This window comes from Paraniabella hibiscisoli (assembly GCF_022512515.1).
GTDB classification, from domain to species: domain Bacteria; phylum Bacteroidota; class Bacteroidia; order Chitinophagales; family Chitinophagaceae; genus Niabella; species Niabella hibiscisoli.
Genome location: NZ_JAKWBK010000001.1, coordinates 2,534,048 through 2,558,498 on the forward strand (window position 1 = coordinate 2,534,048; position 24,451 = coordinate 2,558,498).

Sequence of the window (24,451 nt, forward strand, 5' to 3'; positions counted from 1 at the left end):
CTGCAAAAATAGACCCGCAGGGTTAAAAGTAATTAACGAATCCAAAATGAATTTTCGATTGTCGCAGGTTAAACTCCGTATCATTTCTTTTTCCAACCGCCCAGGCCAGGTTAAATAGCCCCACTTTGGTTTCAAAAGCCATTCCCAACCCTCCTGATAAATAGGTATAACTAATATTACTCCCCCTGCTTGCATTCTTTCCCCAGCCTCCGTCCGTAAAAACATTGAAATAAGAATTTTCGCCAATTAGATAGCGGTATTCCAATGTTCCTAAACCGTACTGCGAAAGAAACTGACTTTGTTCATCAAAACCCCGGAGCAGCCTGTATCCGCCAATTTGAAAGAGTTCGTTTCTGAAGATATTGCTTCCGGAGATGTACCCACCGTTGATAGCCGTTTTTACGGTGCTCCTGGACGCCTTACCGATCGGGAAATACTTCGCAACAGCCAAAACCGATCGCAGCTGGTAAGATTTTGTTTTTACGGTGTCGTACAAGCTGGCAAAGTTAAAACCAGGGTCTTCCGGATCTTCCAGGTCTACTATCTGGTTGTTGGGTTTAATATTTTTATTACCGACAGAAGTGTTGAATAGCAGCTCCAACCCGCTTACGGGGTTAAATATATAATTAGTGCTATTGATTATATACTCTACACCGAGGTGGGTGATTTTTACGTCGGCTTCTTCCGGCAACTTCCTGGTGGTTATAACCGCAGATTCATTGATATAGTTTAAAATACTGCTAAACCGCTGCACGTATAACTTAATGCGTTGCTGACGGTTTAATGCCAGCTGGGCGCCCAGTCTTATGTCAAAGTTTAAAAATGCAGAGTCTCTTTTGAGCATATTAAAACCAAAATCTACGCCCAGCGGAGAATTGAATAAATAAGGCTGTTCGTAGTTCATACTAAGCCGTTGAGAAGCAGCCTGAAGCCGTTGCCAGGTAAGGCCAATGGTTTCTCCGGCGCCAAAAGCATTTTTCAGGTTGAGGAGCCCTTCGCCAGTTATCAGCATTTTGCGGTTAGCCGAGGCGTCGCTATTAGGCAGAAACCCGATAATGATATTTACCTGGCTGCTTTTTTTCTGCTGCAGGAAAACCTCGATGGTTCCACCTGTGCTTCCCCATATTAATTGAGGAGGGAATGCTTCCTGCACATAGTTGAGCTTTTTTAGTTCTGTACTGATCTGCAGCAATTTATCTTTATTATAAACAGAACCGTTTTTGATACCAAGAAATTGTTGAAGGTATTCGTTGCTTATTTTGGCATTGCCGGTAACTTTTATGCTATCAATATGATAAAGTGGTCCTGGCTGAACATTGATCCTGCCAAAAACATCCCTGCCATTGATCTGCAGGCTATCCATAAAGATCCTGGCAAACGGGTAACCATTATTTTCCATGTATTCCAGCGTGCGCTGCTGCAACGTAACAATTTTATCAGGATCGTACTGCTGTTGCATGAATTTACCGGGAGACCATCCAACCTGGCTTAACCAACGTTGCGACTCATCGTTTGCGTATACCGATGCCCATTGATAGATCTCCCCAAAGAAAAGATGAACGGAAGTGCGTAGAGAATCGGATTGTATGGAATCTATCGACGCTGTAATATAGCCCTTGGCTTGTAAAGCAGGGAGCAATTGCCCTACGTAATTGTTACAATCATCGCGGTTGATGAATTCTTTTTAAGCTGAAGAACTGATTCTGCAAATGCACTGTCCCTGTCAACTGTAATAACAGATAATATATGCCTGTTTTGCCCTTTGGTCAGCAAAATATGTAAAAGCAGCAATGCTGTAAACAGGTATCGTATCTTTGCAGGTTTCAACGGGAGTAAAAGTAAGTTGAAAAGTTGAAAGGTATAAATGTTTACAAGGTATGAAAACGACATCCTTGTTAACCTGTAAACTTATTAACTTATCAACCTAAACCTCACATGAGCGGCATTTATATCCATATACCTTTTTGCAGGCAGGCCTGTAATTATTGCAATTTTCATTTTGCCACTTCTTTATCAAAAAAGGAGGCAATGTTGGTCGCTATCAATAAAGAAATTGTATTGACTGCCGAAGACGGTAAATGGCTGGTGAATACCATCTATTTTGGCGGTGGTACACCCAGTTTGATGGAGGTTGAAGAGATCGCCACTATTTTAAATACTATACAATCTGTTTACAAGGTAGATGGAGGTGCTGAGATAACTTTGGAGGCCAACCCTGATGATTTAACGGAGGAAAAGCTAAAAGGGTGGAGGGCTGCCGGTATTAATCGCCTTAGTATCGGTGTACAGTCTTTTTTGAAGAAGACCTGAAATGGATGAACCGGGCGCATAATGCAGTGCAGGCAAGAAAAGGCCTTGAGCTGGCATTGCTATATTTTGATAACATTACCATGGATCTTATTTATGGAACACCGGGTCTCACCAACGATAAGTGGCAGCGAAATGTAGAAACGGCCCTGGCATTGAACATTCCTCATTTGTCCTGCTATGCACTTACAGTTGAACCCCAAACTCCCCTGGATAAACTAATCAGGCTAAACAAAAAGGATGATGTGAATCCGGATACACAATCAGAACAGTTTTTATTATTGATGGGTTGGCTGAGAGCTGCCGGATATGAGCATTATGAGATATCCAATTTTGCAAAGCCTGGTTTCCGTAGCCGTCACAATTCTTCTTACTGGCAGGGAAAGCCTTATGTGGGTATCGGACCATCTGCCCACTCATTTAATGGAACGGAGCGGCGTTGGAATATTGCCAATAATCAGCAATATATCGATGCAATAGCAAAAGGAGTTGCACCGGTTGAAAAAGAATTGCTTACACCGGTGCAGCAGATCAACGAATCGATTATGATCTCCCTTCGTACCGTAGAAGGAGTGGATCTAACCCGCTTTTCTGAAGGAGCAGCCCGGCAGTTGGTTAAAGCAGTGCAAAAATATATTAACAGGGCTTGCTTGTAATACATGAACCCAACCGCTTACGGCTTACCGACGAAGGAAAACTGTATGCGGATGGTATTGCTGCGGATCTTTTTTCGATGAGTAACCTAACCACGGTTTAAGCTGGGTGCGTATGGGAGGCTCCTATATCAATACTTTTTCAATAGCCTCAAAGCCTTTTACCGGCGTGAGTTTGTCCCATAGTATTTTATAGATGTTTTCCGCAATGGGCATTTCTGCTTTTATTTTCTTATTGATATTGTAGATACATTTAGCTGCATTATAACCCTCGGCTACCATGTTTAATTCCAGCTGAGCCGCTTTTACTGAATAGCCTTTGCCGATCATATTGCCAAATGTGCGGTTCCGGCTATACAATGAATAACAGGTCACAAGGAGATCGCCCAGATACACCGATGCCGCATAGTTGGCAGATTTGCCACCCGTAGCGAGGTTGGCCTCATGCTCGCCAACCACCATATGCTCGGCGCCGAAACTCCTTAAAAATGCAGCCATTTCGTCGGCGCAATTGGCAATATAAACACTCTGGAAATTATCGCCGTAGTCGAGTCCATGAGCAATACCCGCGCCTAAAGCATATATATTCTTAAGTACGGCGGCGTATTGTACGCCTAAGATATCATCATTCACCACCGTATTAATAGCAGGTGAGGTAAAGTAAGCCGCTATCTTTTTGGTTGTTTCTACATCAGTGCCTGAGAATGTCAGATAAGAAAGCTTTTCTGCTGCTACCTCCTCGGCGTGGCAGGGCCCCAACACTGCAAAATAGTTTTGCAGGGGGATATTAAATTGCCTGTTCAGGTACTCATTGAGCAATATATTTTCCTTAGGCAGCATACCTTTTACGGCCGATAATATTTTTTATTCTTCAGATCACCGGGCTCCAGTTCTGCCAGTACTTCGGTGGCGTAGGCCGAGGGTACCGCTATGATCAATACATTCGCGGCGGCCACCACTTTTTGAAGATCCGTTTCAATTTTTAAAAGCTTTGTTTTTAAAACTGCCGAAGTGAGGTAGTGGGGATTATGAGATCGCTTTTTGATATAAGAGGCGGATGCATCGTTTCTCACCCACCAGCTTACTTTATTACCGTTATCTGTAATGATTTTAACCAGTGCTGTTGCCCAGCTACCGCTTCCTATAACACCAAATTTTATCGCCATTGTGTATGATGTCGGACCACAATCTGAAGACCGGAAAATTAAGGTTTCAGCGTTCAGACAGGGCCTCTTTAGTTTACTATTTCCTGAATGAATAAAAGCTGTTCGCCTGCTGTGTACAGGTCACCACGAGGTCGTTGATACAAACATGTGGAGGTAATCCCGCACAATAAAAGATGATATCTGCTACATCCTGTGCTACTAATGGCTCCATACCTTCGTATACTTTAGCTGCTTTATCATCGTCACCTTTAAAACGAACATTAGAGAACTCCGTATCTGCTGCCCCGGGATGGATGGCCGTTACCTTAATATTAAACTTCAGTAACTCAATCCGCATAGCCTGGCTGAGGGCATTCACCGCGTGTTTGGTAGCGCAGTACATATTGCCCTGGGCATATACTTCCTTGCCGGAAATAGAACCCAGATTGAAAATGTGGCCACTTCCCGCATCAATCATAAAAGGGAGGACCGCTTTGGTCATATAGGCCAGGCCTTTTAAGTTAGTATCCACCATTACGTCCCAGTCGTCAATACTGGCTTCATCAAAATTATCTCTGCCCACAGCCAACCCTGCATTATTGATAAGGATATCAATCTTTTTCCATTCGTCTGGCAAACTGCTGATGGCAGCCTGTACGTCAGCCTTGTTTCTTATATCAAACGACAAAGGCAGAGCCTTTACAGCATACTCCCGCTGTATTTTTTCGCTAAGTAAATCCAGTCGTTCCTTGCGGCGCCCGGTAATAATTACATTATAATTATCAGATGCAAATTTCAGGGCGCAGGCTTCGCCAAAACCAGAAGTAGCGCCTGTAATTAAAACTGTTTTATTCATCTTTTCGCTCATTAATGAGGCGTTAAATATCGGATAAAAAATCTTCAATTGCCTTATTCGCTGCTTCAGGCTCTTCAATCATACCCAAATGGCCCGATTTTTTCAAAATATTCACAGAAGAAATAGAAGGGATGGATGCCTGTTCGATGGTTTTATTAAGCGGTATGATCTCATCCTGTTTGCCATAAACAAAAAGTACCGGCACTTTTATTTTCCTGAGCACTTCTACACGGTCTGGCCTTTGCATCATTGCTTCGTAATAACTGATGACAGCCTCCTTGCTCATTTCAGGTAAATGACTCATAAAGTGTTCATACAGCTCCTTATTATCAGTTTGGGTAATCGCCGCAAACATTTTGGGTGCGGTGGTTTCAAGAAAGGGTTGCGCACCATGCTTTTCAGTAAACTCAATGCCTTTTTGCCTGCTTGCTTTTTTTCATCATTATCTTCAGTGGCAGTGGAATGAAATAGTCCTAACCCGGCTAATAGTTCGGGATATTTTTCCGCAAATGCTAATGCTATATACCCGCCCATACTATGTCCTATGATCGCTGCCTGTTCTATCTCTTCCGCTTCGATTATTTCCTTTACTACAGTAGCGATTCCCTCCATACTTACATCGCTGGTGAGCTCAGAAACACCAATGCCCGGAAGGTCGGGCGCTATAACACGATAGTTTTTTTCAGTTGATTAATTTGTTCAGACCAGGCGGTACTGTCCACTCCAAAGCCATGCAGTAGCATTACAGCATTGCCTTCTCCTCCAGCCATATAACTGATCAGCTTACCTTCAACGGTTACAGATTTTCTATGCATTTTTTTGTTTTTATAGTGTTAAACAAATCAGCGTCTTTAACTACTTCTTGCAGTACAAGCAGAAATGGCCTAATAAACTGTTGTTAATATAATATTATAAAAGAGAACTGATGCGTTATGATGCTTTGGAAAGCGTTCTGTTCTTTATCTTCCGAATTATCGTGAGCAACAATAATGCCGTTGCCAGACCGCTGACGATCTTAGATAGCAGATCGCCGTGCCTGGTATAAAAAGTATCGGTAACGTAGGCAGGAACCGTTTGTTTTAAAGCGCCATCCACATTCCAGCCCAGCTGTTGAATGATGTTGCCAAACGGATCAATAAAGCAGCTGATGCCTGTATTAGCGCTTCGTGCTACCCATTTACGGCTTTCAATAGCACGCAGGCGGGCATAATTCATATGCTGTTTATAACCCTGTGTGTCGCCCCACCAACCATCATTAGTAATAATGCAAACCAGGTTGGCTCCTTTACGATTAAATGCGGCCAGGTAATCGCCATAGATGCTTTCATAGCAAATAGCTGGTGTTACGTTATAGCTATTATTACTGGTGTTAAATACATGGATATTCGTGTCTTTGGCATAACCGCCACCGGTTCCGCCAAACTTTTCAAACGCAGGCGCCATAAAAGCCAAAAAGCCCGGTAACACTTCAGCCCCTGGTACTAACCTGGATTTATGGTAAATCTGAGCTTGGGTACTATCCAGCATCAACGCGGTATTATACATTTCGTAATAGCCGCCACCACCTCTGAATGGCTTGGCAAAGCGGCTAACCTTAGCAGAAAACTCCCTGTATCCTTCCAGGCCGGTAAGTAAGTTGATGTTTGGATTTTCTATCAGGAAAGCCCATATCGGTGATAAGAAAAAATCATCTCTCAGCTGCTCTTCGTTTGTTTGCTTGGGTATGGCTGTTTCGGGCCATACTACCAATGCGGTATTGGCATCTATTTCTTTTCTGGATAAATGGATCAGCTTTTGTAATTGTTCCTGCTCCGATCCTGTACCATATTTTATATAGGGATCTACATTCGGCTGTACCACCACTACATTGTATTTATTATGCAACAGGGTAAGATTATTTTTAACAAAAAATGACAACAGGATCGGTATAAAAAGTAAAACCAGCCATGCCGCTATATTTCTGAAATAGCGCAGGGTTCTTCCTTCCTTGCGGTACAATTTCAGCACATAAAATATCATTACATTGCTCAGCAGGATCCATAAACTTCCTCCTGAAGTACCAGTGTACTCATACCACTGTATCCATCCCGGATGTGTAGCAAAAGCGTTCCCCAATGTGAGCCAGGGCCAGCTTAAATCCCAGTTATGATGCAGGTATTCAAATGCCAGCCAGTAAGCAACTATAGATAAGCTACTGATAAAGCCTTTTACATATTTTGTGGTGAAATAGTACAACAGCCAGGGAAGACACATGACCAAGCTATTGGCAAAAAAGCGCTTACGCCTCCCACCAAACTGGCCTTGGCTACCCACCAGGTGGTGAGCACATTCCATAAGACCATGTGGATATAGGTGTACCCGAAATACTGTCTCCAGCTTAACCCGCGTTCCGTTAAAAAAAGTAGCGGAAGCCAGGCAACAAAAATGAGCAAGGTAAGGGGGAAGTTGGCCATGCCGCCCAAAGGAGCAGGGCTCCCAGTACGGAAATCAGTAAGTTTTTTGCCGGTAATTGCATGGCGTAAAGCTAAGGCAAATACACCTGAAATTAATTTTAATAAAGGGTTAATGTTGATTAGGCTACCGGCGCTTTTTGCGTTCTTCTTTCGCCAATCTGCTGCCGCCACATTGCATAGTATAGTCCTTTTCGCTCGATCAGTTCTTCGTGGCTTCCGGTTTCAGCTACTTCGCCGCGTTCCAACACATAAATGCGGTCGGCATGCATGATGGTGCTGAGTCTGTGTGCAATCAAAACTGTTATCTGGCTGCCTTTGGAAGACACTTCCCGTATCGTTTCGGTAATTTGCTCTTCTGTAATGGAGTCCAGCGCCGACGTGGCTTCATCAAAAATAAGCAGGTGGGGATCTCTTAATAAAGCCCGCGCTATAGCAATCCGCTGCTTTTCACCGCCGCTTAATTTCAGGCCGCTTTCGCCAATAACCGTATCTACGCCATTGCCTGCTCTTTCCAGCAAAGCAGTGCAGCTGGCTTTTTGCAGGGCTATTTGTAGCTGTTCTTCTGTAGCCGCTGGGTTTACAAACAGCAGGTTTTCGCGTATGGTCCCGGCAAAGAGTTGGGTATCCTGTGTTACAAAACCTATCTGTCTCCTGAGCTCATCGAAATCAATATCGTCTCCGTTAATGCCATCATAATAAATACTACCTTCTTTAGGTCGATATAAGCCCACAAGCAATTTCACCAAAGTGCTCTTTCCCGATCCGCTGGGTCCAACAAAAGCAATGGTTTCTCCCTTTTTTACGTCAAAAGAAATATTTTCCAGCGCTTTAAACTGAGCAGTTTGGTGCTGAAATGTAACATTTCTAAACTCCAGCTCTTCCAGAATTCCCAGCGGGTGTGGTTGAACCGGCTTCGGCTCACTCTTTTTCTGCATCAGGTTATGGAAGTTCTGTAGCGAGGCTTCCGCTTCCCGGTACGAGAGTATGACATTACCAATTTCCTGCATGGGACCAAAAAGAAAAAAGCCATAAAAACTTAACGAAAGATATTGCCCTGGTGTAATTGAATCCTTAAAAATCAACCATAGTAGTGTGAATGCAATTACCTGTTGGAGAAAGTTCACCAACGTACCCTGTATAAAGCTGAGGGAGCGAACATTTTTTACTTTACGCAACTCCAGTTTAAGAATTTTAAAGGTATTGTTGTTCAGCCGTGTTACCTCCTGGCCGGTAAGCCCCAGGCTTTTTACAATTTCTATATTGCGCAAACTTTCGGTAGTGGTACCCGCCAATGCTGTTGTTTCTTTAACAATATTTTTTGAATGATCTTTATTTTTTTGCTCAAAAGGCTGGTTACCAGTGCAATAAAGAATATGCCCAGCGCATAAACAGGCATGATGGTCCAATGTAGGCGGAACGCATATATTGAAACAAAGACAATACTTACAATAATCACAAAAAGACGTTCACAAAACTGCTGATGAATTTTTCTGTATCTGTACGAACCTTGGTTAAAATAGACAGCGTTTCGCCGCTACGTTGGTCTTCAAAATCCTGGTAAGGAAGACGCATGGAGTGCTGTAATCCATCTGTAAAAATAGTTGCTCCGAATTTTTGGATTACCACATTTACAAAATAGTCCTGGAAGGCTTTGGCAATACGGCTAACCATTGCGGTGCCCACCAATAAAAAAGGTAAAAGAACACCCCGTGATAGCCACTTCCGCCCCAAAGGTAATTGCGCTCAGAGCGTGGTAATGTTTTAGCCTTGTCAAAGTGATGGGGTGGTTGGCAAACATGTCCAGCAGGTTTCCGCTGATCATGGGTGCAAATAATGAAAAGATCTGGTTCACTGCTGCTAAAAATAATGCAAAAGCAACCAGCCATTTATAGGGTTTCAGGTAGTGGAGTAGTATACGCATGTAGTTTTCTGTAGTTGGAAAATGGAGCAAAATTGCGCCAGTTTTTTAACAACAAAGAAATTTATTTATTGTTCGGTTAGCTGGGATGCTGAATTACAGAACTAATACGTTTTTCTTTCTCCATAACAGCATCTTAACCAAAAGGATTATTGCTCGGATAATTTTAGTCAGTATAGATTGGATTAGGATATTTGCCACAATCTCCTGGAAATGTAACTCAATTGGTTCTTCTTGCTTTTGAAGGACTACTTTGCCGGGGACAGCATATAAATAATGTATCAAGTCTCCGCAAACAGAAGGCAGTAAGAAGGTTTTTAGACATTTGATTTGATTGTCGTATGCGATCTCAAGGGTATATTCTGGAGCATCGCGAAGTACCTGCGGCCATGTTTTAAGGTTTTTCAGATCAGATAAAGAGAGCAATTCCAACAATTCCGAGTATAGACTATCCGATACTTTAGCGTTGAAGAGTCCTTTTTTAATAGCGTACTCACCCCCGATAAACTTTAATTCTTTCTTGTTGGTTATTTCCACCGTCATATCGGGGCATGTGCCGTAACAGGTAGTGGCCTTAAACCGGATTGCCAGGAAATTAAAGTTGGTGTCCTTAATAAGAGAGCGTTCGGTATACTTCAGCAGTTTTTTATCGTTTGACAGTTCAAGTGCCAGAGCATTTACCGGTAATAGTTTTAGTGTTTGAGGGGTCTTTTGCTTTATCAGGAAATCATAGTTCCTGGTATGTACTTTTGAAAACCCATCTCCTGAACTGATGTAATTGCTAAACAGGCGTAGCGTATCTTTTTAATAAGGTAGTTGATGTTTTCCGGATAGCTACCAAATACTTCAAAATGCACTTTTTGAGAATCTACTTTAAGATACTCAAGATCGGCGCCAACCCATGTTTTTTGAAGATTGTAGGGTTGTGCCAATAAACTGGTGCCCGCGTAAATAAAAGTAAATAGGATAAGCTGTAGGATTGTTTTATTTTCTTTCATCATCAGCTTTTGCTTAATAGATGCCTGCCGGGAGAAATTACATAATGATCCATCATTCTAAAATAATGGAGAAAGGTGTACAGGGAAATACGAATGTTTTATTTTACCAGATGACAGCCCCAGATCAGTTTCCTGGTTTTTTCAAAAGTGCCTTCTAAATATGCTTTATACTCTTCTGTTCCTGAGGTAAAAAGTTGTTCGCCGTCTTCGTCGTACACGATAGATATACTATTACATTGCATTGAGGAGCCACTCCTAACACCAGTTTCATAAACCGTTCGTTGTTTCCAAATGGCTTTAAACAGTACCCCGGAGCAGCCTTCTCCACAGGGGCCAATGGCATTCTTGATTTTCATTAACCAGGGCCTGGAATCCCAGGGGGCATCAGATTCATAAGATTGCGCGCCTCGTTTGCTGCAGGCAGCTCCAACAACGATCAACATTAAAAGCAGTATACATTTCATATGGCGGTGATTTTAGGTGTATCTGGCAAATAAGACGAGCGACATCATTCAAACGCAACAAAATATAAATAGGAGGCCTTCCCGGCATTTTTATATATTGGAATAGCCCGATTTAAAAAAATGATTAGGCTTTAAATAAACGTGCTGTCTTTGTGCATCAATAATAATGCGAAATCTTTTTAAAATGTCGCCGCCCATCACGCTTATTTTCTGCCGTCCCACAGTGCCGGTAAAAAAGCCAACATGGGTATTGTGTAGTTGTAATTGTCCCAGCTTTAAAACAGGCAATACTCCTTTTTGCGTGGTTAGTACATTGCCATAGGCGTCTTTTAATTTTTTCTCGCTGGTGATCTTTATTTTCTGGTCGATTTTATTATTCTGAACAAAAGCATCATTCAGTAAAATATCACCGCCATAACCTGAATGTAAAAGCAATTCAGCTTCGAGCAACTCGTCGCCGATTTTTAAATCTCCTTTTACAAAAAGATTGGCTCCCTGTGAGGCCAGTGCCAGTTTTTCATACTTTTTAAGATTCTTTGGAAGCGTACGCCCCACGGTTAGCTGTTGCTTTTCAAAATCGAAATCAAGCACCTGGCCATTAAAAAAATTTAAACCGATCTTGCCATCAGACTCCTGGCCGGAGTTTTGGTCGTCCCATATTTCTACATTGCTCCAATTTAAACCGGAGATTGTTAACTGATTGCCATTGCTATATCGCGAACTGTTGCCGCCGCCGCCCCAGCTTTTTACATCATCCACCGCCCCTGTAAATTGGATGGTATTCAGTTTCTTAACGGCTTCTTCAGTAAGGGTAATATCACTGGAAGCTGTATGCAGCATCAGGTTGACCGTATCTTTTTCATTGATTGCCGCTTTGATGATAATATTGTTATAGGCCGTGATGCGAAAGGGTATCCTATGGGACGATTTATTGTCTGCGCTCCTTAATACGGGCTGCGCTTTTACAAGAGAAATGGATGAAAGGAGACTGAGCAGTAAAAAGATGAAATGTTGCATAGCAAATGAAGCTGGTATTGTATGAGTTTAAATATATTATCCTGCCCATCCCTCCCGGTCAAGACTACGGTATTGGATAGCCTCAGCCAGGTATTCGGGTTTGATCTTTTCCGATCCTTCCAGATCGGCAATGGTACGCGATACTTTTAAAATGCGATCGTAAGCCCGCGCCGAAAGGTTGAGTTTTTCCATAGCGGCTTTTAATAATAGTTGGCCCACATTATCAATAGCACAAACCTCGGCCAGCATTTTACTGGTTATTTGAGCATTGGCATAAATACCCGGATAGTTCTTATAGCGTTCTCCCTGTACCTCCCTGGCTTTGATCACTCTATCGCGAATCGTTTCGGAGTTTTGCTCTTTCCTGATAGTAGATAATTCGCTAAAAGGTACAGGCGTTACTTCTACATGCAGGTCGATACGGTCTAAAAGTGGCCCGGATATTTTGTTTAAATATTTTTGAACAGCGCCGGGAGGGCAGGTACAGGTCCTTTCAGGGTGATTATAAAAACCACAGGGGCATGGATTCATGGATGCGATCAGCATAAAACTTGCAGGGAAGTCGAGTGTTAGCTTTGCCCTTGAAATGGTAACCCTGCGCTCTTCCATTGGCTGGCGCATTACCTCCAGTACGGTTCTTTTAAATTCGGGCAACTCGTCCAGAAACAAAACACCATTATGCGCTAAGGATATTTCGCCAGGCTGCGGATTACCACCCCCGCCTACTAAGGCCACATCTGAAATGGTATGATGTGGTGAACGGAAAGGTCTTTTAGAGATCAGTGTTGCATTTTCGGATAACTTACCAGCAACGGAATGTATTTTAGTTGTCTCCAATGCTTCCTGCAAAGTGAGCGGCGGAAGGATGGTAGGCAGCCGTTTGGCTAACATCGTTTTACCGGCGCCGGGAGGCCCAATCAGTATCGCATTATGTCCACCTGCTGCCGCAATTTCCAGTGCCCGTTTGATGTTTTCCTGTCCTTTTACATCGGCAAAGTCCAGATCAAAATCATACTGCGAATGAAAGAATTCGTCTCTCGTATTCACTTCCAGCGCATCCAGGCCGGTTTCTCCATTATCAAAAAAATCGATGACTTCTTTTATATGGGTAACGCCATATACTTTCAGGCTGTTTACCATTGCGGCTTCGCGGGCATTGGCTTTTGGTACAATTAAACCTTTGAACTCCTGTTTGCGTGCCTGTATGGCAATAGGTAATGAACCTTTAATCGGCCTGATCTCTCCGTCAAGGCTGAGCTCGCCCATGATCACATAGCGCGACAGCGCATCAATGTTTTCTATTTGTTCTGATGCTGATAAAATACCGATGGCAATGGGGAGATCGAAAGCTGTTCCACTTTTTTTGATATCGGCAGGGGCCAGGTTTACCACCAGTTTGGTGCGTGGCATATCGTAGCCGTTGGTCTTGATAGTGCTTTCCACCCTTTGCATGCTTTCTTTTACGGCGCTATCAGGCAGCCCTACAAGGGTCGAGTCTTTTCCGCTTGCCATCCAGTTAACTTCGATGGTGATAGGTATAGCTTCAACGCCGTATACAGCGCTGCCATTGATCTTCACTAACATATATTGAAGATACTAATTAAATGCTATAATAATTATACGTGGGGTTGGATCTAATCTAAATTGAAAACATCGTCAAGCACCATAGTAAAACCAGGTAATACAGGAGTCGTTACTATATCACCAAAAGTAAGCAGGCGGGATGGTTGATAATGCCCATCATCGTCCAGAGTATATTTCATAAAAGTCTTCTCATCAGGGTGTATGATCCAGTATTCCTTTACACCACTTTCTTCGTAAACCTCGTATTTGTTCTGTAGTTCTTTCCGGTTATTTCCAGGTGAAAGAATTTCGACCACTATATCAGGAGCACTTAAACAGCCCTTGTCATCCAATTTCGACTGGCCGTACACTACACATATATCTGGCTGTAAAACCGTGACGATTTCTTTGTCTTCTTTTGAGTTGCGTGGAAGATGAACATCAAACGGAGCATTATAAACATCGCACTGTTTACCATGCAAAAAATTGAACAATTGATTTAATATAAATACGCTTGCTTTTTGATGGATACGTTTGGTTGCCGGGCTCATTTTAAAAATGCGTCCTTTGATAAGCTCCAGCCTTTCCTCAGCCTGCCATTCTAAGAGTGTTACCAATTGCATTTCAGGCATGAAGGATATTATTGTAACTTCAGCACTTAACTCCGTGTACTTAACATCTCTACGGTTAGAGACTAGTCACGGAGAATGGGCGAAAAGAAGTAATGCTCAGTTATTGAAATAATCCCCCAATCTATTTCTTTCCAACTACATCCAGGTTTACTTTTACATTGTCGCCCATGGTCATACTATTGCCGCCGATGCCATACTCTTTGCGATCAACGCTAAATTCTGCTTTGAAATTATAACCGCCCTGCACAGGTGTTGCAACAAAATCGAACTGAATATTTTTAGACACGCCGTGCATGGTAAGCACTGCTTTGGCAAAATACACATTATTACCCTTCGCTTGTATGCTGCTTGTTTTAATACCAATCGTAGGATATTTTTCTACATCAAAGAAATCGTCTTTCTTTAAGTGATCGTCTCTGCGCTTATTATCTGTATTAATGGTGTTAGCATCAACGGTTACATCAAACTGGCTGGCCGATAGTTTTTTGGGATCAAAGCTCATCTTGCCTTTGAGACCAGTTACCGAGCCATCTACATTTACCCCCATATTTTTAATAACAAAAGAAATTTTACTATCTGTTGCGGAAGGCGTGAGATTTTGTGCAAAGGAGCTAACAGATATAACCGCTGCAAACAAAAACAAAAAGGTCTTTTTATACATAAAAATTTAATTTAACTAAAATTGAATATTTTGAGTAAAATTATACAAATTCGAACAATGGTTAAACATTGGTTTTAAAATTGCATGTTAAGTCCACTATACAACATTTGCGGTTTGGCTTTTCCCTCTTCCTGATGCCGGTTTATTGGTTTGCTTTAAGCCAGGCCTCGGCAATATACTGGGACAGGGCCTGCCTTATTTTTATCCTACTTCATTTCTTGGTATATCCATCCAGCAACGGATATAATTCGTATATGGATAAAGATACCGGTAGTATCGGTGGCATAGAAAATCCGCTACCGGTTCATAAAGAGCTGTTCTATATAAGTGTAATAATGGATATGATGGCATTGATGCTTTCTTGTTTTCTGGGAGCGATGGTACTGGTAGGAGTGGGTATCTATATCCTTGCATCAAGGTTGTACAGCTACAGGGGCGTACGATTAAAGCAATACCCTGTTACAGGATATCTTACAGTGATGATTTGCCAGGGCGCCCTCGTTTATTTTATTGTAAGCGGCAGCGTAAATAATGCATTGGATTTGAAGGGTGAGTGGTTGCCAGCTATTATTACTTCTTTATTAATTGGTGGTACTTATCCTCTAACTCAGGTATACCAGCATCAGCAGGATAAGGAAGATGGTGTTACAACCTTGAGTTATAAACTGGGGATTAAAGGAACATTTGTTTTTTGCGGTATTGTTCTTTTTGTAGCATTATTATTGCTAACTCTTTACTTTATAAGGGCAAACCAGTGGTATGCATTGATTGCCTACGGAATAGCGATGCTGCCGGTTGGCGCTTATTTTACCCGTTGGTTTCTAAAAGTACAGCAAGATCCGGGCAACGCAAATTTCAAAAACCTGATGAAGATGAACTATGTGGCCTCGGTTTGCAGTAGCATTGCCTTTATCAGCATTTTAATTATAAACAAAGCAGGATAAACTATAGTAGTGTTTGAGGCGGGTGTGGTTGAGTTTAAAGAAACTATCTACTCACTACTCATCACTCATTATTTGAAATCAAATATGAGTAAGATAACATCGATCGCAACAGCAGTCCCGGAGTATCGGCAAAGCCAGATGCAGATATATGATGTAGTACGCGCCATGCATGCTGATACGGAAGAAGAGGCAAGGGTGTTACGTTTTATGTATAAGTCGAGCGGAATTGAAACCCGTTATGCCGCTGTTCCGGATTTTAACCCTGGTAATGGACGGTGTGAAATAGTATCCAATGCAGCCGGTACATCGGCCACTACATCGCTCGAAGAACGGTTAAAAATATATGACAAAGCAGCCCTCAATCTTGCTATAGATGTGATTGGGAAGTGCCTGCCAGAAGGTATGGAGCCATCCGGTATTACACACCTGATCACCGTTAGTTGTACCGGTATGCAGGCACCTGGTCTTGACCTTAGTATTGTAAAAGCACTGAGTCTAAAGCCGGATATATACAGGACTTCAGTGAACTTTATGGGATGCTATGCCGCTATTCATGGACTAAAGCATGCGCATTATATTGCGGAGAAGGAGGCAGATGCTAAAGTGCTGGTGGTTTGCGTTGAACTGTGTACCCTGCACTTTCAGAAAGATAAGTCGATCGACAATATAACCAGCACCATCATATTCGGAGATGGGGCAGCCGCTGTATTAGTAGAGAATTCAGCAAGTGTGAGGAAAGGCTGGGAGCTACATGGCTTTTATAGCGAAATAAATTTTGAGGGTATTGATGATATGGCCTGGAAGATTTCGGCAGATGGTTTTTTAATGACGCTGACGAGTAAAGTGCCGGAAATTCTGGAAAAGAAATGCCGGAGCATTATGGATAACGCGCTTCAATATTATGGAATAGAAGGTGATGAAGTTGATAGCTGGTGTGTTCACCCCGGCGGTAAAAAATATTGGAAGCCATAGAACGTGGTGCTGCTGTTACCAGAGAACAATTGCAGGAGAGCTATGCCGTATTGAGGGAATATGGAAATATGAGCAGTCCCACTGTGTTGTTTGTACTGGAGAAGATTTTGAAAAATGCAGCATTAGATCCCTCTGTTAACAATATTGTGGGAATGGCGTTCGGTCCGGGTCTCACATTAGAAACCTTTCATTTATCTCATGCCTGATTTTTCTACAAGAAGTAGTAAGAAGGAATTGCTGGATGATCCGGACGTCCCTTTTGAGGATATCAGGCAAAATATGCGCGAGCTTAACACCATTAATACGCTCCTGGGTGGTCATGCTATTACCCAAAAAGGTTTCAGGAAAATATTGGGCAGCCGAAAGGAAATCAGTGTTTGTGAAATAGGATGTGGCGGTGGCGATAACCTGTTTGTAATTCATGAGTGGTGTAAGAAAGCGGGTATTAGAGTAACGCTAATTGGTGTTGATATCAATGCACATTGCATCGGATTTGCTAAAGAGCAATACGGTCATTTGGGAATTGAGTTTATTTGCAGCGATTATCAAACCTGCAAGGTTCTTCCGGATATATTGTTCAACTCTTTATTCTGCCATCATTTTACAAATGAAGAACTGGTTGGCATGCTACAATGGATGGAGCGACATTGTATCACTGGTTTCTTTATTAATGATCTGCACCGGCATCCTTTGGCCTGGTGGAGCATTAAAGGATTGACAAAACTTTTTCGCGGTCATATCTTGTGAAGAATGATGCGCCTCTTTCTGTACTAAGAGGGTTTAAAAAAGATGAATGGCAAGGACTGTTGCAGCAGGCAGAGATTGACGCACAAGTGAGCTGGCAATGGGCATTCAGGCATTTAATTCTGTATAAAAAATGAATGGCTTTGATTATGATATAGGGATTGTGGGTGGCGGATTAGCCGGATTGACAACTGCCATACAACTGAGGCGCAAAGGATATACAGTGGCATTGTGGGAAAAGAATAAGTATCCTTTTCACCGGGTTTGCGGAGAGTATATCAGTAAAGAAAGCTGGAATTATTTGCAAAGCTGTGGTATCGACTTACCGGCCTTGCAATTGCCCATGATCAATAAGCTGGAAGTAAGCGCACCCAATGGGACACTTTTAAAAACAAAGCTGGACCTGGGTGGTTTTGGCATCAGCAGGTATTGGCTGGATAACCTCTTATTTGAGGAGGCAAAAAGGGTGGGAGTAGCCGTTTTCGATGGCCGCAAAATCGATCAGCTATTTCGTGATAATGAGAGTTTTGAACTATACACGGGAAATGACTCTTTTAAAGTAAAGCTTGTGCTGGGGAGCTTTGGAAAGCGGAGCAATATAGATATAAAGTGGCATAGAAAGTTTGTTACACAAAAGCCTAATGCGCTCAATAATTATATTGGTGTAAAGTATCATATTAAAGCAGATTTTCCTGGCGACACTATTGCGCTTCATAATTTTAAAGATGGCTATTGTGGCATATCAAAAATAGAAGGGGATCAATATTGTCTTTGTTATCTTACCACTGCCTTTAATTTACAGTCGGCCGGAGGAATTAAAGAAATGGAGCAGAAAGTTTTATTCCAAAACGCTCATTTGCGGAGAATATTTAAGCAAAGTGAGTTTATTCTTTCATCACCGGTTACTATTTCGCAGGTTTCATTTAATCGAAAGGAAATCGTTTATAATAATACACCTCTCGCGGGTGATGCCTGTGGCATGATTACTCCTTTGTGTGGCAATGGTATGAGCATGGCCATGCACGGCGGGAAGATTTTTACGGCTTTGGCTGATGACTTTTTGCAGCAACGAACTTCCTTTGAAAATATGTTGGGTTTATATGAAAAAGCATGGAACAGTGAATTTTCAGCACGCCTGCGTATGGGGCGTATCATCCAGGCTAATTTTGGCAAAGAGTGGCAAACGGATTTATTTATTAATATACTCAAATACCTGCCATGGCTTACTGCACGAATGATTAGAGCCACACATGGAAGGCCTTTCTAACCTTATTTGGCATGGGTTTGGATTTCTATAACCAAACCATTTCTTTATGAAGCGACATTATTTTTTATATGTTTTGCTATTCGCGATGGTAATTGTTATAGCTTGTAGCAGTCCACAAAAAACATCTGTAAATAATAGCGGTGAATCCGGCAATGTGATCATTCCTAACGCCGATGCCAAATCTTTTCAGAATGAATTAGCGGGTACCTGGAGTGTAGTTTCCATGCGCCGTCAGCAGAAGGCTGACCTGGAAATGCTTTCCGGCGTAACGTTGCAATTTAATGCCTCCGATACCAAATTTTCCGGGAAAGCTCCCTGCAATTCCATTTTTGGAACAATTCAGTTAAACGGGTATAGTATACGTTTTCAGAATATAGGGGCTACCAAGATGGCCTGCGACAAACTGGAACAGGAAACGATCTTTATAGATCTCCTGCAAACAAGGGTTAGCGCCTTTACATTGGAAGGTAACAAGCTCTATTTGAGAGATGGAATCAGTAATATTGTATTCACCTGCGAGCGAAGCCAATAGTCATTTTTCTTTCATTCATTATTTATAAACTCATCCATCATTAATATTGCCCTGTGCTCAACATTACCAGCGTACAGGCTTCTATTGTTTGCACGCCCTGCTCTTTAGCTTTATGTGCTAATGTATCATTTTCTGCTCCCGGATTAAAAATGATCCGTTTGGGATGGAGTGATAATATGTAGTCTTCATATTCTTTCTGGTTCTGCTCATTCATATACATGGTTACAGTATCAATTCCTTTTTCATCCGGCTTTGATTTATGAATGACTACATCGCCAACCTGCCCTTCGCGTCGGCCGATAGCTACTACATCGTGACCATTGGCCCTTAATCTTTTTAAAGCCATATTGCCGTAGCGGGAACTGTTTTCTGATGCGCCTAAAACCAATGTTTTTTTATTTGCCATATCCTGGTATTAAATGGGGTAGATACTATTTCGCTGATGAACTGTACAATATTGATGCCATTGGACTTAGTTGTTGTACAACAAAAAAGCCACAATGTAATAATAACACTGTGGCTTATATAAAGTTTCAACCTATGGTTAAACCAGCATACGCAAAGGTTCTTCCAGGAAGCTTTTTAATGTTTGAAGGAAAGCAGCTCCAACAGCGCCATCCGCTACGCGGTGGTCGCAGGTAAGGGTAACTTTCATGATATTACCAACGGTGATCTGTCCGTTTCTAACAACAGGAACCTGGTTAATGGCGCCTACTGCAAGAATGCAGGATGCAGGAGGATTGATAATAGCAGTAAATTCTTCAATACCAAACATACCCAGGTTAGAGATCGTGAAGGTATTGCCTTCCCACTCTGCCGGAGCCAGTTTCTTTGCTTTGGCACGTCCCGCAAGGTCTTTAACCTCACCTGCAATCTGCGATAATGATTTGGTATCTGCAAAACGAACTACCGGAACCAATAAACCCTGGTCCACTGCTACTGCAACGCCAATATCTACATGATGATTAACACGAATGGTTTCGCCCTGCCAGCTGCTATTGATAGCCGGGTGCTGTTTTAAAGAAAGTGCCGCAGCCTTCAGTACCAGGTCGTTAAATGATATTTTATTAGGAGATACTTCGTTGATTTGTGCACGGCTTGCAACTGCCTTATCCATGTTGATTTCCATGGTCAGGTAGATTTCGGGAGCCGAAAACTTCACTTCAGAAAGGCGTTTTGCGATGGTTTTTCTCATTTGAGAAACCGGAACATCTTCGAAAGAAACCTGCCCTGTAATTGCAGAACCTGTAGCAGCAGGTGCCTGGCTGGCAGCTGTATCCTGAGCAGCTGGCTTGGACGCAGCAGGTTTATAGTTGTCGATATCCGATTTGGTAATTCTTCCACCGTCTCCCGAACCTTGTACAGTTCCCAGGTCAATACCTTTTTCTGCAGCCAGCTTTTTAGCTAACGGAGAAGCCTTGATGCGGCCGTTCTCGCCCGTGGTGGAAGCTTCGGGAGCTGCTGATGTTTCAGTAGCTGTTTCTTTCGTTTCAGCTGTGGCTTCTTCTTTAGCTTCAGCTTTAGGAACCGGCGCTGAGCCACCACCTTTCACTGCTGCAATAATCTCATCTACGTTTACTTTTCCTTCCTCACCAATAATGCAAAGCAGGTCATTCACCTGTATTTTATCGCCGGCTTTTGCGCCCTGGTATAATAGTTTACCATTTTTATAGCTTTCCAGCTCCATGGTAGCTTTATCGGTCTCGATTTCAGCCAGTAAATCCCCTTTTTTACATCATCGCCAATATTTTTGGCCCAGCTAGCAATAACGCCTTCAGTCATGGTATCGCTCAGACGAGGCATTAATACCACCTCATCCAATTTGGATATATCTATTGTTGATCCCGAAGGAGCCGCTGCTTTTTCTGCAGTTTTAGCTTCTTCTTTAACCGGTTCATCCTTTTCCGAAGGAGTACCTGATGATTTTTCTTCTTTGGGTTGGGCACTCTCACCGGCTTTCCCGTTTACAAGGCCCGAAATATCTTCACCTGCCTCTCCCACAATTACCATCAGGTCGTCTACCTGCAGTTTTCCACCATTTTCTGCACCCAGGTAAAAACGGTTCCATCTTTATAGCTTTCTAACTCCATCGTGGCTTTATCGGTTTCAATTTCAGCCAGCAAATCACCTTTTTTACATTATCGCCTACTTTTTTATGCCAGGCAGCAATCACCCCTTCAGTCATTGTATCGCTCAATCGGGGCATTAAAATTTTCTCAGCCATGTATATAAAATATTTCGCCCGAAATTAGTGAATTATGGTGAATGGGCAATAGTGAAATGTCTTCAACCGCAGATTAGACAATTTATTGAGATAATAGTAAAAAAACACAGGATGGCGGCAAAAAATTACCGGCACTCAGGTCATTTTTGTAGTATAATACCTCCGGAATAAGCTCAAACCGCCTAAAAGATAAAAGATTTTCTAACGACCCAGTTCCAGCTTAAGCTTTTCCTTTAATTGTTGTACCAGAGGATATTTAGTGATCATTTTCTGGTATTGTTCTACAACAGACAAAGGTCGTTCTATCACTTCCTGAGGTGCGGCTGCCGGTTAGCATCAATGAGGTTAAAGAGCTGTAATTGGGTATTCTGTAATTCCAGCTTTAAAAACTCAGCCGCCTCATTTTTAGTAATTTCTACAAACCGGTTTTCCAGCGGATTGGAAGTGTATACGTTAAAGGAGTTGGCATCGAGGATCTCAACGGTAGCCAGCGAGAAGCTTTGAGCCGCCGGGTTACGATTGTCTCTTAATAATTGTGTAAATTTCTGCCAGGCTTCAATAAGAGTGGCCTCCTGCAGTGGCTGGTCTTCCTTCTCGGGAGCTATTTCCTTAAACTGCTTTCTGAGCTTTTCCAGGCTGCTGAGCTTTTTCCTGCCGGCGGGGTCGATGTTAAGCCCGAACTGCCTGCAGGTGCCTTGGGTGTTACCATTGGCGTAGATGGAGATTGCTGCGGCAATACAACAGGTTCATCCGCAATAATCAACTTTGCTGCGGTGGTGCAGCTTGCTGTGTTTTGGCTCTTTCCTTTAAAAGTATCGGTTGTATTTGCCTGAAGGCTAATGCGCCTTTTGACTCAACTAGTTTTTTTTTGATACTGAATTTTCATCCAGTGAGAGTTGCATTGCCTGTTGCAGGTAGCAGAGTTTTATCAGGGTTAACTCTACATGTAACCTTTTATTACGGGCCGATCGATAGTTGATCTCCGATTCGTTTAAAATATTAAGTGCGCTAATAAGCAGCGGTGTAGGGATTTGTTTAGCTGCATTGAGGTACTTTTCCCTGAAACTTTCTACTGTATCCAGTAATGCCACTACTTTTTCATCTTTACTAACCAACAGGTTGCGGATAAAAGCCGCCATTCCATTCAATACCAGGTCGCCTTCAAAGCCTTTACGGTTAATATCGTCAAACAAAAGCATGGCGCTCGCCAGGTCTTGCTGCTGCATATAATCCATCAACCGGAAATAATAGTCCTCATCCAGTATATTCAGGTGTTCCAGGGTACTGTTATAGCTCACTTCCCCATTGCTGAAGCTCACTATTTTGTCCATGATACTCAAAGCATCGCGCATACAGCCTTCACTTTTCTGGGCAATAAGCTGCAATGATGCCTTATCTGCGTGAACCCCTTCTTTACTGCAAATGCCTTCCAGATGCTCTACTGTGTCGTTGGTGGTGATACGCTTAAAGTCGAATATCTGGCAACGGCTTAATATAGTAGGAAGTATTTTATGTTTTTCTGTGGTGGCTAATATAAAAATGGCATAGGAGGGAGGTTCTTCCAGCGTTTTAAGAAAAGCATTAAATGCCGCTGAGCTCAACATATGTACCTCATCTATAATATATACCTTGTATTGACCAGCCTGCGGTGCAAACCGTACCTGGTCTACCAATGTGCGGATATCATCTACTGAGTTGTTGCTGGCAGCATCCAATTCATGGATATTCAGCGAACTGCCATGATTAAAAGAAACGCAAGAACTACATTCGTTACAGGCTTCTCCATCGGGAGTAGCGTTTTCGCAGTTGATCGTTTTTGCCAGGATACGGGCGCAGGTAGTTTTACCCACACCACGCGGACCGCAAAACAAAAAGGCATGTGCCAGCTGGTTTTGCTTAATAGCATTCTTTAATGTAGTGGTGATATGCCCCTGGCCTACAACGGTATCGAAAAGCTGTGGCCTGTACTTGCGTGCTGAAACGATAAATTTATCCATGATTACTCCTCCCGACAAAAGTAACGTATTACAACCTGATTTGTTGGAGCCATATTCATGATGTGGAAAATTGGTGTTCAGTTATATTCTGATAAAAGAAAGGAAATTTTGTACGCTTCTAATGTCCTGGAAATAAGTTGGTTAAATAAAAAGCCGTATCGCTTTAACAAATAACCATCAGGCTTGGTATGGGGTTTGTTTAACCAAAGACGAATTTAATTTTTTTAATCAAATCCCAATCTTATGAAATCAATTTTGAAAATGTTAGGTGTGGTGCTTTTTGCATCTTTTGTATTTACAGCTTGTAGCAAGGACGATGATCCTGCTGATAACCGTTTTTTTGTAGGAACCTATAAGGGAAAGGTGACTTATGATGGTGCCGGTAACGATGTTAATAATAGCAATGGCTCGGTTACGGTAGTAAAAGATGGGTCTGCAACTACTTACAGTTTTAAATTTTCTGATGGTATTCCTGATATTAACAATGTAGAATTCAGGCAGAGTGGCGATAATACCTGGGTGAGTACCGGGGAACTGGCAGGATTGATCAATGTAAATAATGCAAATCTCAAGATCGCTGTTACCAAAAATGGTAATGTATGGACAGCTGATTGTAACAGGTAGTTATTTAAAATCTAATTAAAGAAAAGCCCGCGATTCGCGGGCTTTTTGCTATAACACAGATCCTACTTATTGGTCCAAAGCGTCCACTTTTTATCGAACTTGTACCACTTACCATCACTTCCTTCCCATTTCCATTCAGGTACTTCACTCCATTTGGTTCCGTCTGCGCTCCAAACTAATTTGCCTTCATTTATTTTTAACCACTTGCCTTCCTTATCCGTCCAGCTTTGGCTCTCAACTTCGGCCCATTTATTTCCGTCAGTACTCCACCATAGTTTGGCAGATTTGTCCAGTTTGTACCAATAGGTTTTACCTTCAATGGATCCTGCCCAGGTTTGCGTTTTCGATTTAACCCAATCTGCAGCTACTTCGTAGGATACAGGGTTTGTGAGAATGTCAGAGGCTTGAACGCTTGTAACAACGCCGCCGAAAATAGTGAATGCTAAAAGTATTTTTTTCATTGTATTGTCTTTAAAAATT

At 42.3% G+C, this 24,451-nt stretch carries 34 protein-coding genes; 10 read left to right on the plus strand and 24 right to left on the minus strand.

The features are described from left to right. Nucleotides 1-22: 22 nt before the first annotated feature. A complete protein-coding gene (locus MKP07_RS16010; RefSeq protein WP_240848073.1) occupies nucleotides 23-1,639 on the minus strand; it encodes a POTRA domain-containing protein in 1,617 nt (538 codons plus the stop codon). A 296-nt stretch (nucleotides 1,640-1,935) separates the two neighbouring features. On the opposite strand from MKP07_RS16010, the gene MKP07_RS16015 reads away from it, so the two are divergent. Next, complete coding sequence (locus MKP07_RS16015) at nucleotides 1,936-2,310, plus strand: radical SAM protein (RefSeq protein WP_240848074.1); 375 nt, start codon at nucleotides 1,936-1,938, stop codon at nucleotides 2,308-2,310. 5 nt (nucleotides 2,311-2,315) lie between these two features. After that, nucleotides 2,316-2,963 (plus strand): coproporphyrinogen-III oxidase family protein, encoded by a 648-nt coding sequence (locus MKP07_RS16020; RefSeq protein WP_240848075.1) that lies wholly within the window; start codon nucleotides 2,316-2,318, stop codon nucleotides 2,961-2,963. A gap of 123 nt (nucleotides 2,964-3,086) precedes the next feature. Here MKP07_RS16020 and MKP07_RS16025 read toward each other — a convergent pair whose 3' ends face one another. The 17 genes from MKP07_RS16025 to MKP07_RS16105 all read right to left on the minus strand — a co-directional run bounded on the left by MKP07_RS16025 (nucleotide 3,087) and on the right by MKP07_RS16105 (nucleotide 14,667). Beyond that, nucleotides 3,087-3,800 (minus strand): NAD(P)H-dependent glycerol-3-phosphate dehydrogenase, encoded by a 714-nt coding sequence (locus MKP07_RS16025; RefSeq protein WP_240848076.1) that lies wholly within the window; start codon nucleotides 3,798-3,800, stop codon nucleotides 3,087-3,089. A 5-nt stretch (nucleotides 3,801-3,805) separates the two neighbouring features. Continuing rightward, the gene (locus tag MKP07_RS16030; RefSeq protein ID WP_240848077.1) at nucleotides 3,806-4,126 is read right to left on the minus strand and encodes an NAD(P)-binding domain-containing protein; all 321 of its coding nucleotides are present in this window, start codon (nucleotides 4,124-4,126) and stop codon (nucleotides 3,806-3,808) included. A gap of 76 nt (nucleotides 4,127-4,202) precedes the next feature. Then, nucleotides 4,203-4,973: an SDR family NAD(P)-dependent oxidoreductase gene (locus MKP07_RS16035; protein ID WP_240848078.1), complete on the minus strand. Its 771-nt coding sequence runs from the start codon at nucleotides 4,971-4,973 to the stop codon at nucleotides 4,203-4,205. Between the two features lie 10 nt (nucleotides 4,974-4,983). Next, the gene (locus MKP07_RS16040) at nucleotides 4,984-5,316 is read right to left on the minus strand and encodes an alpha/beta fold hydrolase (protein WP_240848079.1); all 333 of its coding nucleotides are present in this window, start codon (nucleotides 5,314-5,316) and stop codon (nucleotides 4,984-4,986) included. Beyond that, entirely contained in the window at nucleotides 5,262-5,627 is a 366-nt protein-coding gene (locus tag MKP07_RS16045) for an alpha/beta fold hydrolase (protein ID WP_317236030.1), read from the minus strand. The genes MKP07_RS16040 and MKP07_RS16045 overlap by 55 nt, the downstream gene beginning before the upstream one ends. Continuing rightward, entirely contained in the window at nucleotides 5,624-5,776 is a 153-nt protein-coding gene (locus MKP07_RS16050) for an alpha/beta fold hydrolase (RefSeq protein ID WP_240848080.1), read from the minus strand. Before MKP07_RS16050 ends, MKP07_RS16045 begins: the two co-directional genes overlap by 4 nt. A gap of 115 nt (nucleotides 5,777-5,891) precedes the next feature. Further along, the gene (gene lnt / locus MKP07_RS16055; protein ID WP_240848081.1) at nucleotides 5,892-7,295 is read right to left on the minus strand and encodes an apolipoprotein N-acyltransferase; all 1,404 of its coding nucleotides are present in this window, start codon (nucleotides 7,293-7,295) and stop codon (nucleotides 5,892-5,894) included. A 238-nt stretch (nucleotides 7,296-7,533) separates the two neighbouring features. Next, nucleotides 7,534-8,820, minus strand: a complete 1,287-nt coding sequence (locus MKP07_RS16060) for an ABC transporter ATP-binding protein (protein ID WP_394803576.1) — start codon at nucleotides 8,818-8,820, stop codon at nucleotides 7,534-7,536. 46 nt (nucleotides 8,821-8,866) lie between these two features. Next, complete coding sequence (locus tag MKP07_RS16065) at nucleotides 8,867-9,097, minus strand: hypothetical protein (RefSeq protein WP_240848083.1); 231 nt, start codon at nucleotides 9,095-9,097, stop codon at nucleotides 8,867-8,869. Further along, entirely contained in the window at nucleotides 9,078-9,335 is a 258-nt protein-coding gene (locus tag MKP07_RS16070; protein ID WP_240848084.1) for a hypothetical protein, read from the minus strand. Before MKP07_RS16070 ends, MKP07_RS16065 begins: the two co-directional genes overlap by 20 nt. Nucleotides 9,336-9,428: 93 nt before the next feature. Beyond that, the gene (locus tag MKP07_RS16075; protein WP_317236031.1) at nucleotides 9,429-10,121 is read right to left on the minus strand and encodes a DUF6438 domain-containing protein; all 693 of its coding nucleotides are present in this window, start codon (nucleotides 10,119-10,121) and stop codon (nucleotides 9,429-9,431) included. Beyond that, entirely contained in the window at nucleotides 10,052-10,333 is a 282-nt protein-coding gene (locus MKP07_RS16080) for a hypothetical protein (RefSeq protein ID WP_240848086.1), read from the minus strand. Before MKP07_RS16080 ends, MKP07_RS16075 begins: the two co-directional genes overlap by 70 nt. Nucleotides 10,334-10,428: 95 nt before the next feature. Continuing rightward, nucleotides 10,429-10,794, minus strand: a complete 366-nt coding sequence (locus tag MKP07_RS16085) for a hypothetical protein (protein ID WP_240848087.1) — start codon at nucleotides 10,792-10,794, stop codon at nucleotides 10,429-10,431. Between the two features lie 90 nt (nucleotides 10,795-10,884). Beyond that, nucleotides 10,885-11,811: a retropepsin-like aspartic protease gene (locus MKP07_RS16090; protein ID WP_240848088.1), complete on the minus strand. Its 927-nt coding sequence runs from the start codon at nucleotides 11,809-11,811 to the stop codon at nucleotides 10,885-10,887. A gap of 36 nt (nucleotides 11,812-11,847) precedes the next feature. Continuing rightward, entirely contained in the window at nucleotides 11,848-13,395 is a 1,548-nt protein-coding gene (locus MKP07_RS16095) for a YifB family Mg chelatase-like AAA ATPase (RefSeq protein WP_240848089.1), read from the minus strand. Nucleotides 13,396-13,445: 50 nt separating this feature from the next. After that, nucleotides 13,446-14,006, minus strand: a complete 561-nt coding sequence (locus MKP07_RS16100) for a Uma2 family endonuclease (RefSeq protein WP_240848090.1) — start codon at nucleotides 14,004-14,006, stop codon at nucleotides 13,446-13,448. 121 nt (nucleotides 14,007-14,127) lie between these two features. Then, nucleotides 14,128-14,667: a YceI family protein gene (locus tag MKP07_RS16105; protein ID WP_240848091.1), complete on the minus strand. Its 540-nt coding sequence runs from the start codon at nucleotides 14,665-14,667 to the stop codon at nucleotides 14,128-14,130. A 134-nt stretch (nucleotides 14,668-14,801) separates the two neighbouring features. Between MKP07_RS16105 and MKP07_RS16110 the strand changes: the two genes are divergently transcribed. From MKP07_RS16110 to MKP07_RS16135, 6 genes are all read left to right on the plus strand, one after another. Beyond that, nucleotides 14,802-15,611, plus strand: coding sequence for a UbiA family prenyltransferase (locus MKP07_RS16110; protein ID WP_240850887.1), 810 nt, complete (start codon nucleotides 14,802-14,804; stop codon nucleotides 15,609-15,611). A gap of 9 nt (nucleotides 15,612-15,620) precedes the next feature. Further along, on the plus strand, nucleotides 15,621-16,583 hold the full coding sequence (locus MKP07_RS16115; protein WP_240848092.1) for a type III polyketide synthase: 963 nt from the start codon (nucleotides 15,621-15,623) through the stop codon (nucleotides 16,581-16,583). Next, the gene (locus tag MKP07_RS16120; protein WP_240848093.1) at nucleotides 16,571-16,789 is read left to right on the plus strand and encodes a hypothetical protein; all 219 of its coding nucleotides are present in this window, start codon (nucleotides 16,571-16,573) and stop codon (nucleotides 16,787-16,789) included. Before MKP07_RS16115 ends, MKP07_RS16120 begins: the two co-directional genes overlap by 13 nt. Then, complete coding sequence (locus MKP07_RS16125; RefSeq protein ID WP_240848094.1) at nucleotides 16,782-17,330, plus strand: methyltransferase domain-containing protein; 549 nt, start codon at nucleotides 16,782-16,784, stop codon at nucleotides 17,328-17,330. The genes MKP07_RS16120 and MKP07_RS16125 overlap by 8 nt, the downstream gene beginning before the upstream one ends. Before the next feature lie 130 nt (nucleotides 17,331-17,460). After that, complete coding sequence (locus MKP07_RS16130) at nucleotides 17,461-18,594, plus strand: NAD(P)/FAD-dependent oxidoreductase (protein WP_240848095.1); 1,134 nt, start codon at nucleotides 17,461-17,463, stop codon at nucleotides 18,592-18,594. 46 nt (nucleotides 18,595-18,640) lie between these two features. Continuing rightward, a complete protein-coding gene (locus MKP07_RS16135; protein WP_240848096.1) occupies nucleotides 18,641-19,126 on the plus strand; it encodes an META domain-containing protein in 486 nt (161 codons plus the stop codon). A gap of 40 nt (nucleotides 19,127-19,166) precedes the next feature. Here the strand turns inward: MKP07_RS16135 and MKP07_RS16140 are convergent, their stop codons facing one another. The 4 genes from MKP07_RS16140 to MKP07_RS43800 all read right to left on the minus strand — a co-directional run bounded on the left by MKP07_RS16140 (nucleotide 19,167) and on the right by MKP07_RS43800 (nucleotide 21,249). Next, nucleotides 19,167-19,532, minus strand: a complete 366-nt coding sequence (locus MKP07_RS16140; RefSeq protein WP_240848097.1) for a CoA-binding protein — start codon at nucleotides 19,530-19,532, stop codon at nucleotides 19,167-19,169. 138 nt (nucleotides 19,533-19,670) lie between these two features. Next, a complete protein-coding gene (locus MKP07_RS16145) occupies nucleotides 19,671-20,813 on the minus strand; it encodes a dihydrolipoamide acetyltransferase family protein (protein ID WP_240848098.1) in 1,143 nt (380 codons plus the stop codon). Then, nucleotides 20,741-21,127: a lipoyl domain-containing protein gene (locus MKP07_RS43795; protein WP_240848099.1), complete on the minus strand. Its 387-nt coding sequence runs from the start codon at nucleotides 21,125-21,127 to the stop codon at nucleotides 20,741-20,743. The genes MKP07_RS16145 and MKP07_RS43795 overlap by 73 nt, the downstream gene beginning before the upstream one ends. 17 nt (nucleotides 21,128-21,144) lie before the next feature. Continuing rightward, complete coding sequence (locus tag MKP07_RS43800; protein ID WP_240848100.1) at nucleotides 21,145-21,249, minus strand: biotin/lipoyl-containing protein; 105 nt, start codon at nucleotides 21,247-21,249, stop codon at nucleotides 21,145-21,147. Nucleotides 21,250-21,883: 634 nt separating this feature from the next. Between MKP07_RS43800 and MKP07_RS16160 the strand changes: the two genes are divergently transcribed. After that, nucleotides 21,884-22,183 carry a hypothetical protein gene (locus MKP07_RS16160; protein ID WP_240848101.1) on the plus strand — a complete coding sequence of 100 codons (300 nt, stop codon included), beginning with the start codon at nucleotides 21,884-21,886 and terminating at the stop codon, nucleotides 22,181-22,183. Nucleotides 22,184-22,207: 24 nt separating this feature from the next. On the opposite strand, the gene dnaX is transcribed toward MKP07_RS16160, so the two are convergent. Beyond that, nucleotides 22,208-23,365 carry a DNA polymerase III subunit gamma/tau gene (gene dnaX / locus MKP07_RS16165; protein ID WP_240848102.1) on the minus strand — a complete coding sequence of 386 codons (1,158 nt, stop codon included), beginning with the start codon at nucleotides 23,363-23,365 and terminating at the stop codon, nucleotides 22,208-22,210. Between the two features lie 225 nt (nucleotides 23,366-23,590). On the opposite strand from dnaX, the gene MKP07_RS16170 reads away from it, so the two are divergent. Continuing rightward, nucleotides 23,591-23,971, plus strand: a complete 381-nt coding sequence (locus tag MKP07_RS16170) for a hypothetical protein (RefSeq protein ID WP_240848103.1) — start codon at nucleotides 23,591-23,593, stop codon at nucleotides 23,969-23,971. 62 nt (nucleotides 23,972-24,033) lie between these two features. Here MKP07_RS16170 and MKP07_RS16175 read toward each other — a convergent pair whose 3' ends face one another. Then, nucleotides 24,034-24,432, minus strand: coding sequence for a hypothetical protein (locus MKP07_RS16175; protein WP_240848104.1), 399 nt, complete (start codon nucleotides 24,430-24,432; stop codon nucleotides 24,034-24,036). Nucleotides 24,433-24,451: the final 19 nt, after the last annotated feature.

Excerpts from the sequence above, each read along its gene's own strand:
- MKP07_RS16015 (WP_240848074.1), top strand. The coding sequence starts at position 1,936 with ATGAGCGGCATTTATATCCATATACCTTTTTGCAGGCAGGCCTGTAAT.
- MKP07_RS16020 (WP_240848075.1), top strand. The coding sequence starts at position 2,316 with ATGAACCGGGCGCATAATGCAGTGCAGGCAAGAAAAGGCCTTGAGCTG.
- MKP07_RS16025 (WP_240848076.1), bottom strand. The coding sequence starts at position 3,800 with ATGCTGCCTAAGGAAAATATATTGCTCAATGAGTACCTGAACAGGCAA.
- MKP07_RS16030 (WP_240848077.1), bottom strand. The coding sequence starts at position 4,126 with ATGGCGATAAAATTTGGTGTTATAGGAAGCGGTAGCTGGGCAACAGCA.
- MKP07_RS16035 (WP_240848078.1), bottom strand. The coding sequence starts at position 4,973 with ATGAGCGAAAAGATGAATAAAACAGTTTTAATTACAGGCGCTACTTCT.
- MKP07_RS16040 (WP_240848079.1), bottom strand. The coding sequence starts at position 5,316 with ATGTTTGCGGCGATTACCCAAACTGATAATAAGGAGCTGTATGAACAC.
- MKP07_RS16050 (WP_240848080.1), bottom strand. The coding sequence starts at position 5,776 with ATGCATAGAAAATCTGTAACCGTTGAAGGTAAGCTGATCAGTTATATG.
- lnt (WP_240848081.1), bottom strand. The coding sequence starts at position 7,295 with ATGGAATGTGCTCACCACCTGGTGGGTAGCCAAGGCCAGTTTGGTGGG.
- MKP07_RS16070 (WP_240848084.1), bottom strand. The coding sequence starts at position 9,335 with ATGCGTATACTACTCCACTACCTGAAACCCTATAAATGGCTGGTTGCT.
- MKP07_RS16080 (WP_240848086.1), bottom strand. The coding sequence starts at position 10,333 with ATGATGAAAGAAAATAAAACAATCCTACAGCTTATCCTATTTACTTTT.
- MKP07_RS16085 (WP_240848087.1), bottom strand. The coding sequence starts at position 10,794 with ATGAAATGTATACTGCTTTTAATGTTGATCGTTGTTGGAGCTGCCTGC.
- MKP07_RS16090 (WP_240848088.1), bottom strand. The coding sequence starts at position 11,811 with ATGCAACATTTCATCTTTTTACTGCTCAGTCTCCTTTCATCCATTTCT.
- MKP07_RS16095 (WP_240848089.1), bottom strand. The coding sequence starts at position 13,395 with ATGTTAGTGAAGATCAATGGCAGCGCTGTATACGGCGTTGAAGCTATA.
- MKP07_RS16100 (WP_240848090.1), bottom strand. The coding sequence starts at position 14,006 with ATGCCTGAAATGCAATTGGTAACACTCTTAGAATGGCAGGCTGAGGAA.
- MKP07_RS16105 (WP_240848091.1), bottom strand. The coding sequence starts at position 14,667 with ATGTATAAAAAGACCTTTTTGTTTTTGTTTGCAGCGGTTATATCTGTT.
- MKP07_RS16110 (WP_240850887.1), top strand. The coding sequence starts at position 14,802 with ATGCCGGTTTATTGGTTTGCTTTAAGCCAGGCCTCGGCAATATACTGG.
- MKP07_RS16125 (WP_240848094.1), top strand. The coding sequence starts at position 16,782 with ATGCCTGATTTTTCTACAAGAAGTAGTAAGAAGGAATTGCTGGATGAT.
- MKP07_RS16130 (WP_240848095.1), top strand. The coding sequence starts at position 17,461 with ATGAATGGCTTTGATTATGATATAGGGATTGTGGGTGGCGGATTAGCC.
- MKP07_RS16135 (WP_240848096.1), top strand. The coding sequence starts at position 18,641 with ATGAAGCGACATTATTTTTTATATGTTTTGCTATTCGCGATGGTAATT.
- MKP07_RS16140 (WP_240848097.1), bottom strand. The coding sequence starts at position 19,532 with ATGGCAAATAAAAAAACATTGGTTTTAGGCGCATCAGAAAACAGTTCC.
- MKP07_RS16145 (WP_240848098.1), bottom strand. The coding sequence starts at position 20,813 with ATGGAGCTGGAAAGCTATAAAAATGGTAAACTATTATACCAGGGCGCA.
- MKP07_RS16170 (WP_240848103.1), top strand. The coding sequence starts at position 23,591 with ATGAAATCAATTTTGAAAATGTTAGGTGTGGTGCTTTTTGCATCTTTT.
- MKP07_RS16175 (WP_240848104.1), bottom strand. The coding sequence starts at position 24,432 with ATGAAAAAAATACTTTTAGCATTCACTATTTTCGGCGGCGTTGTTACA.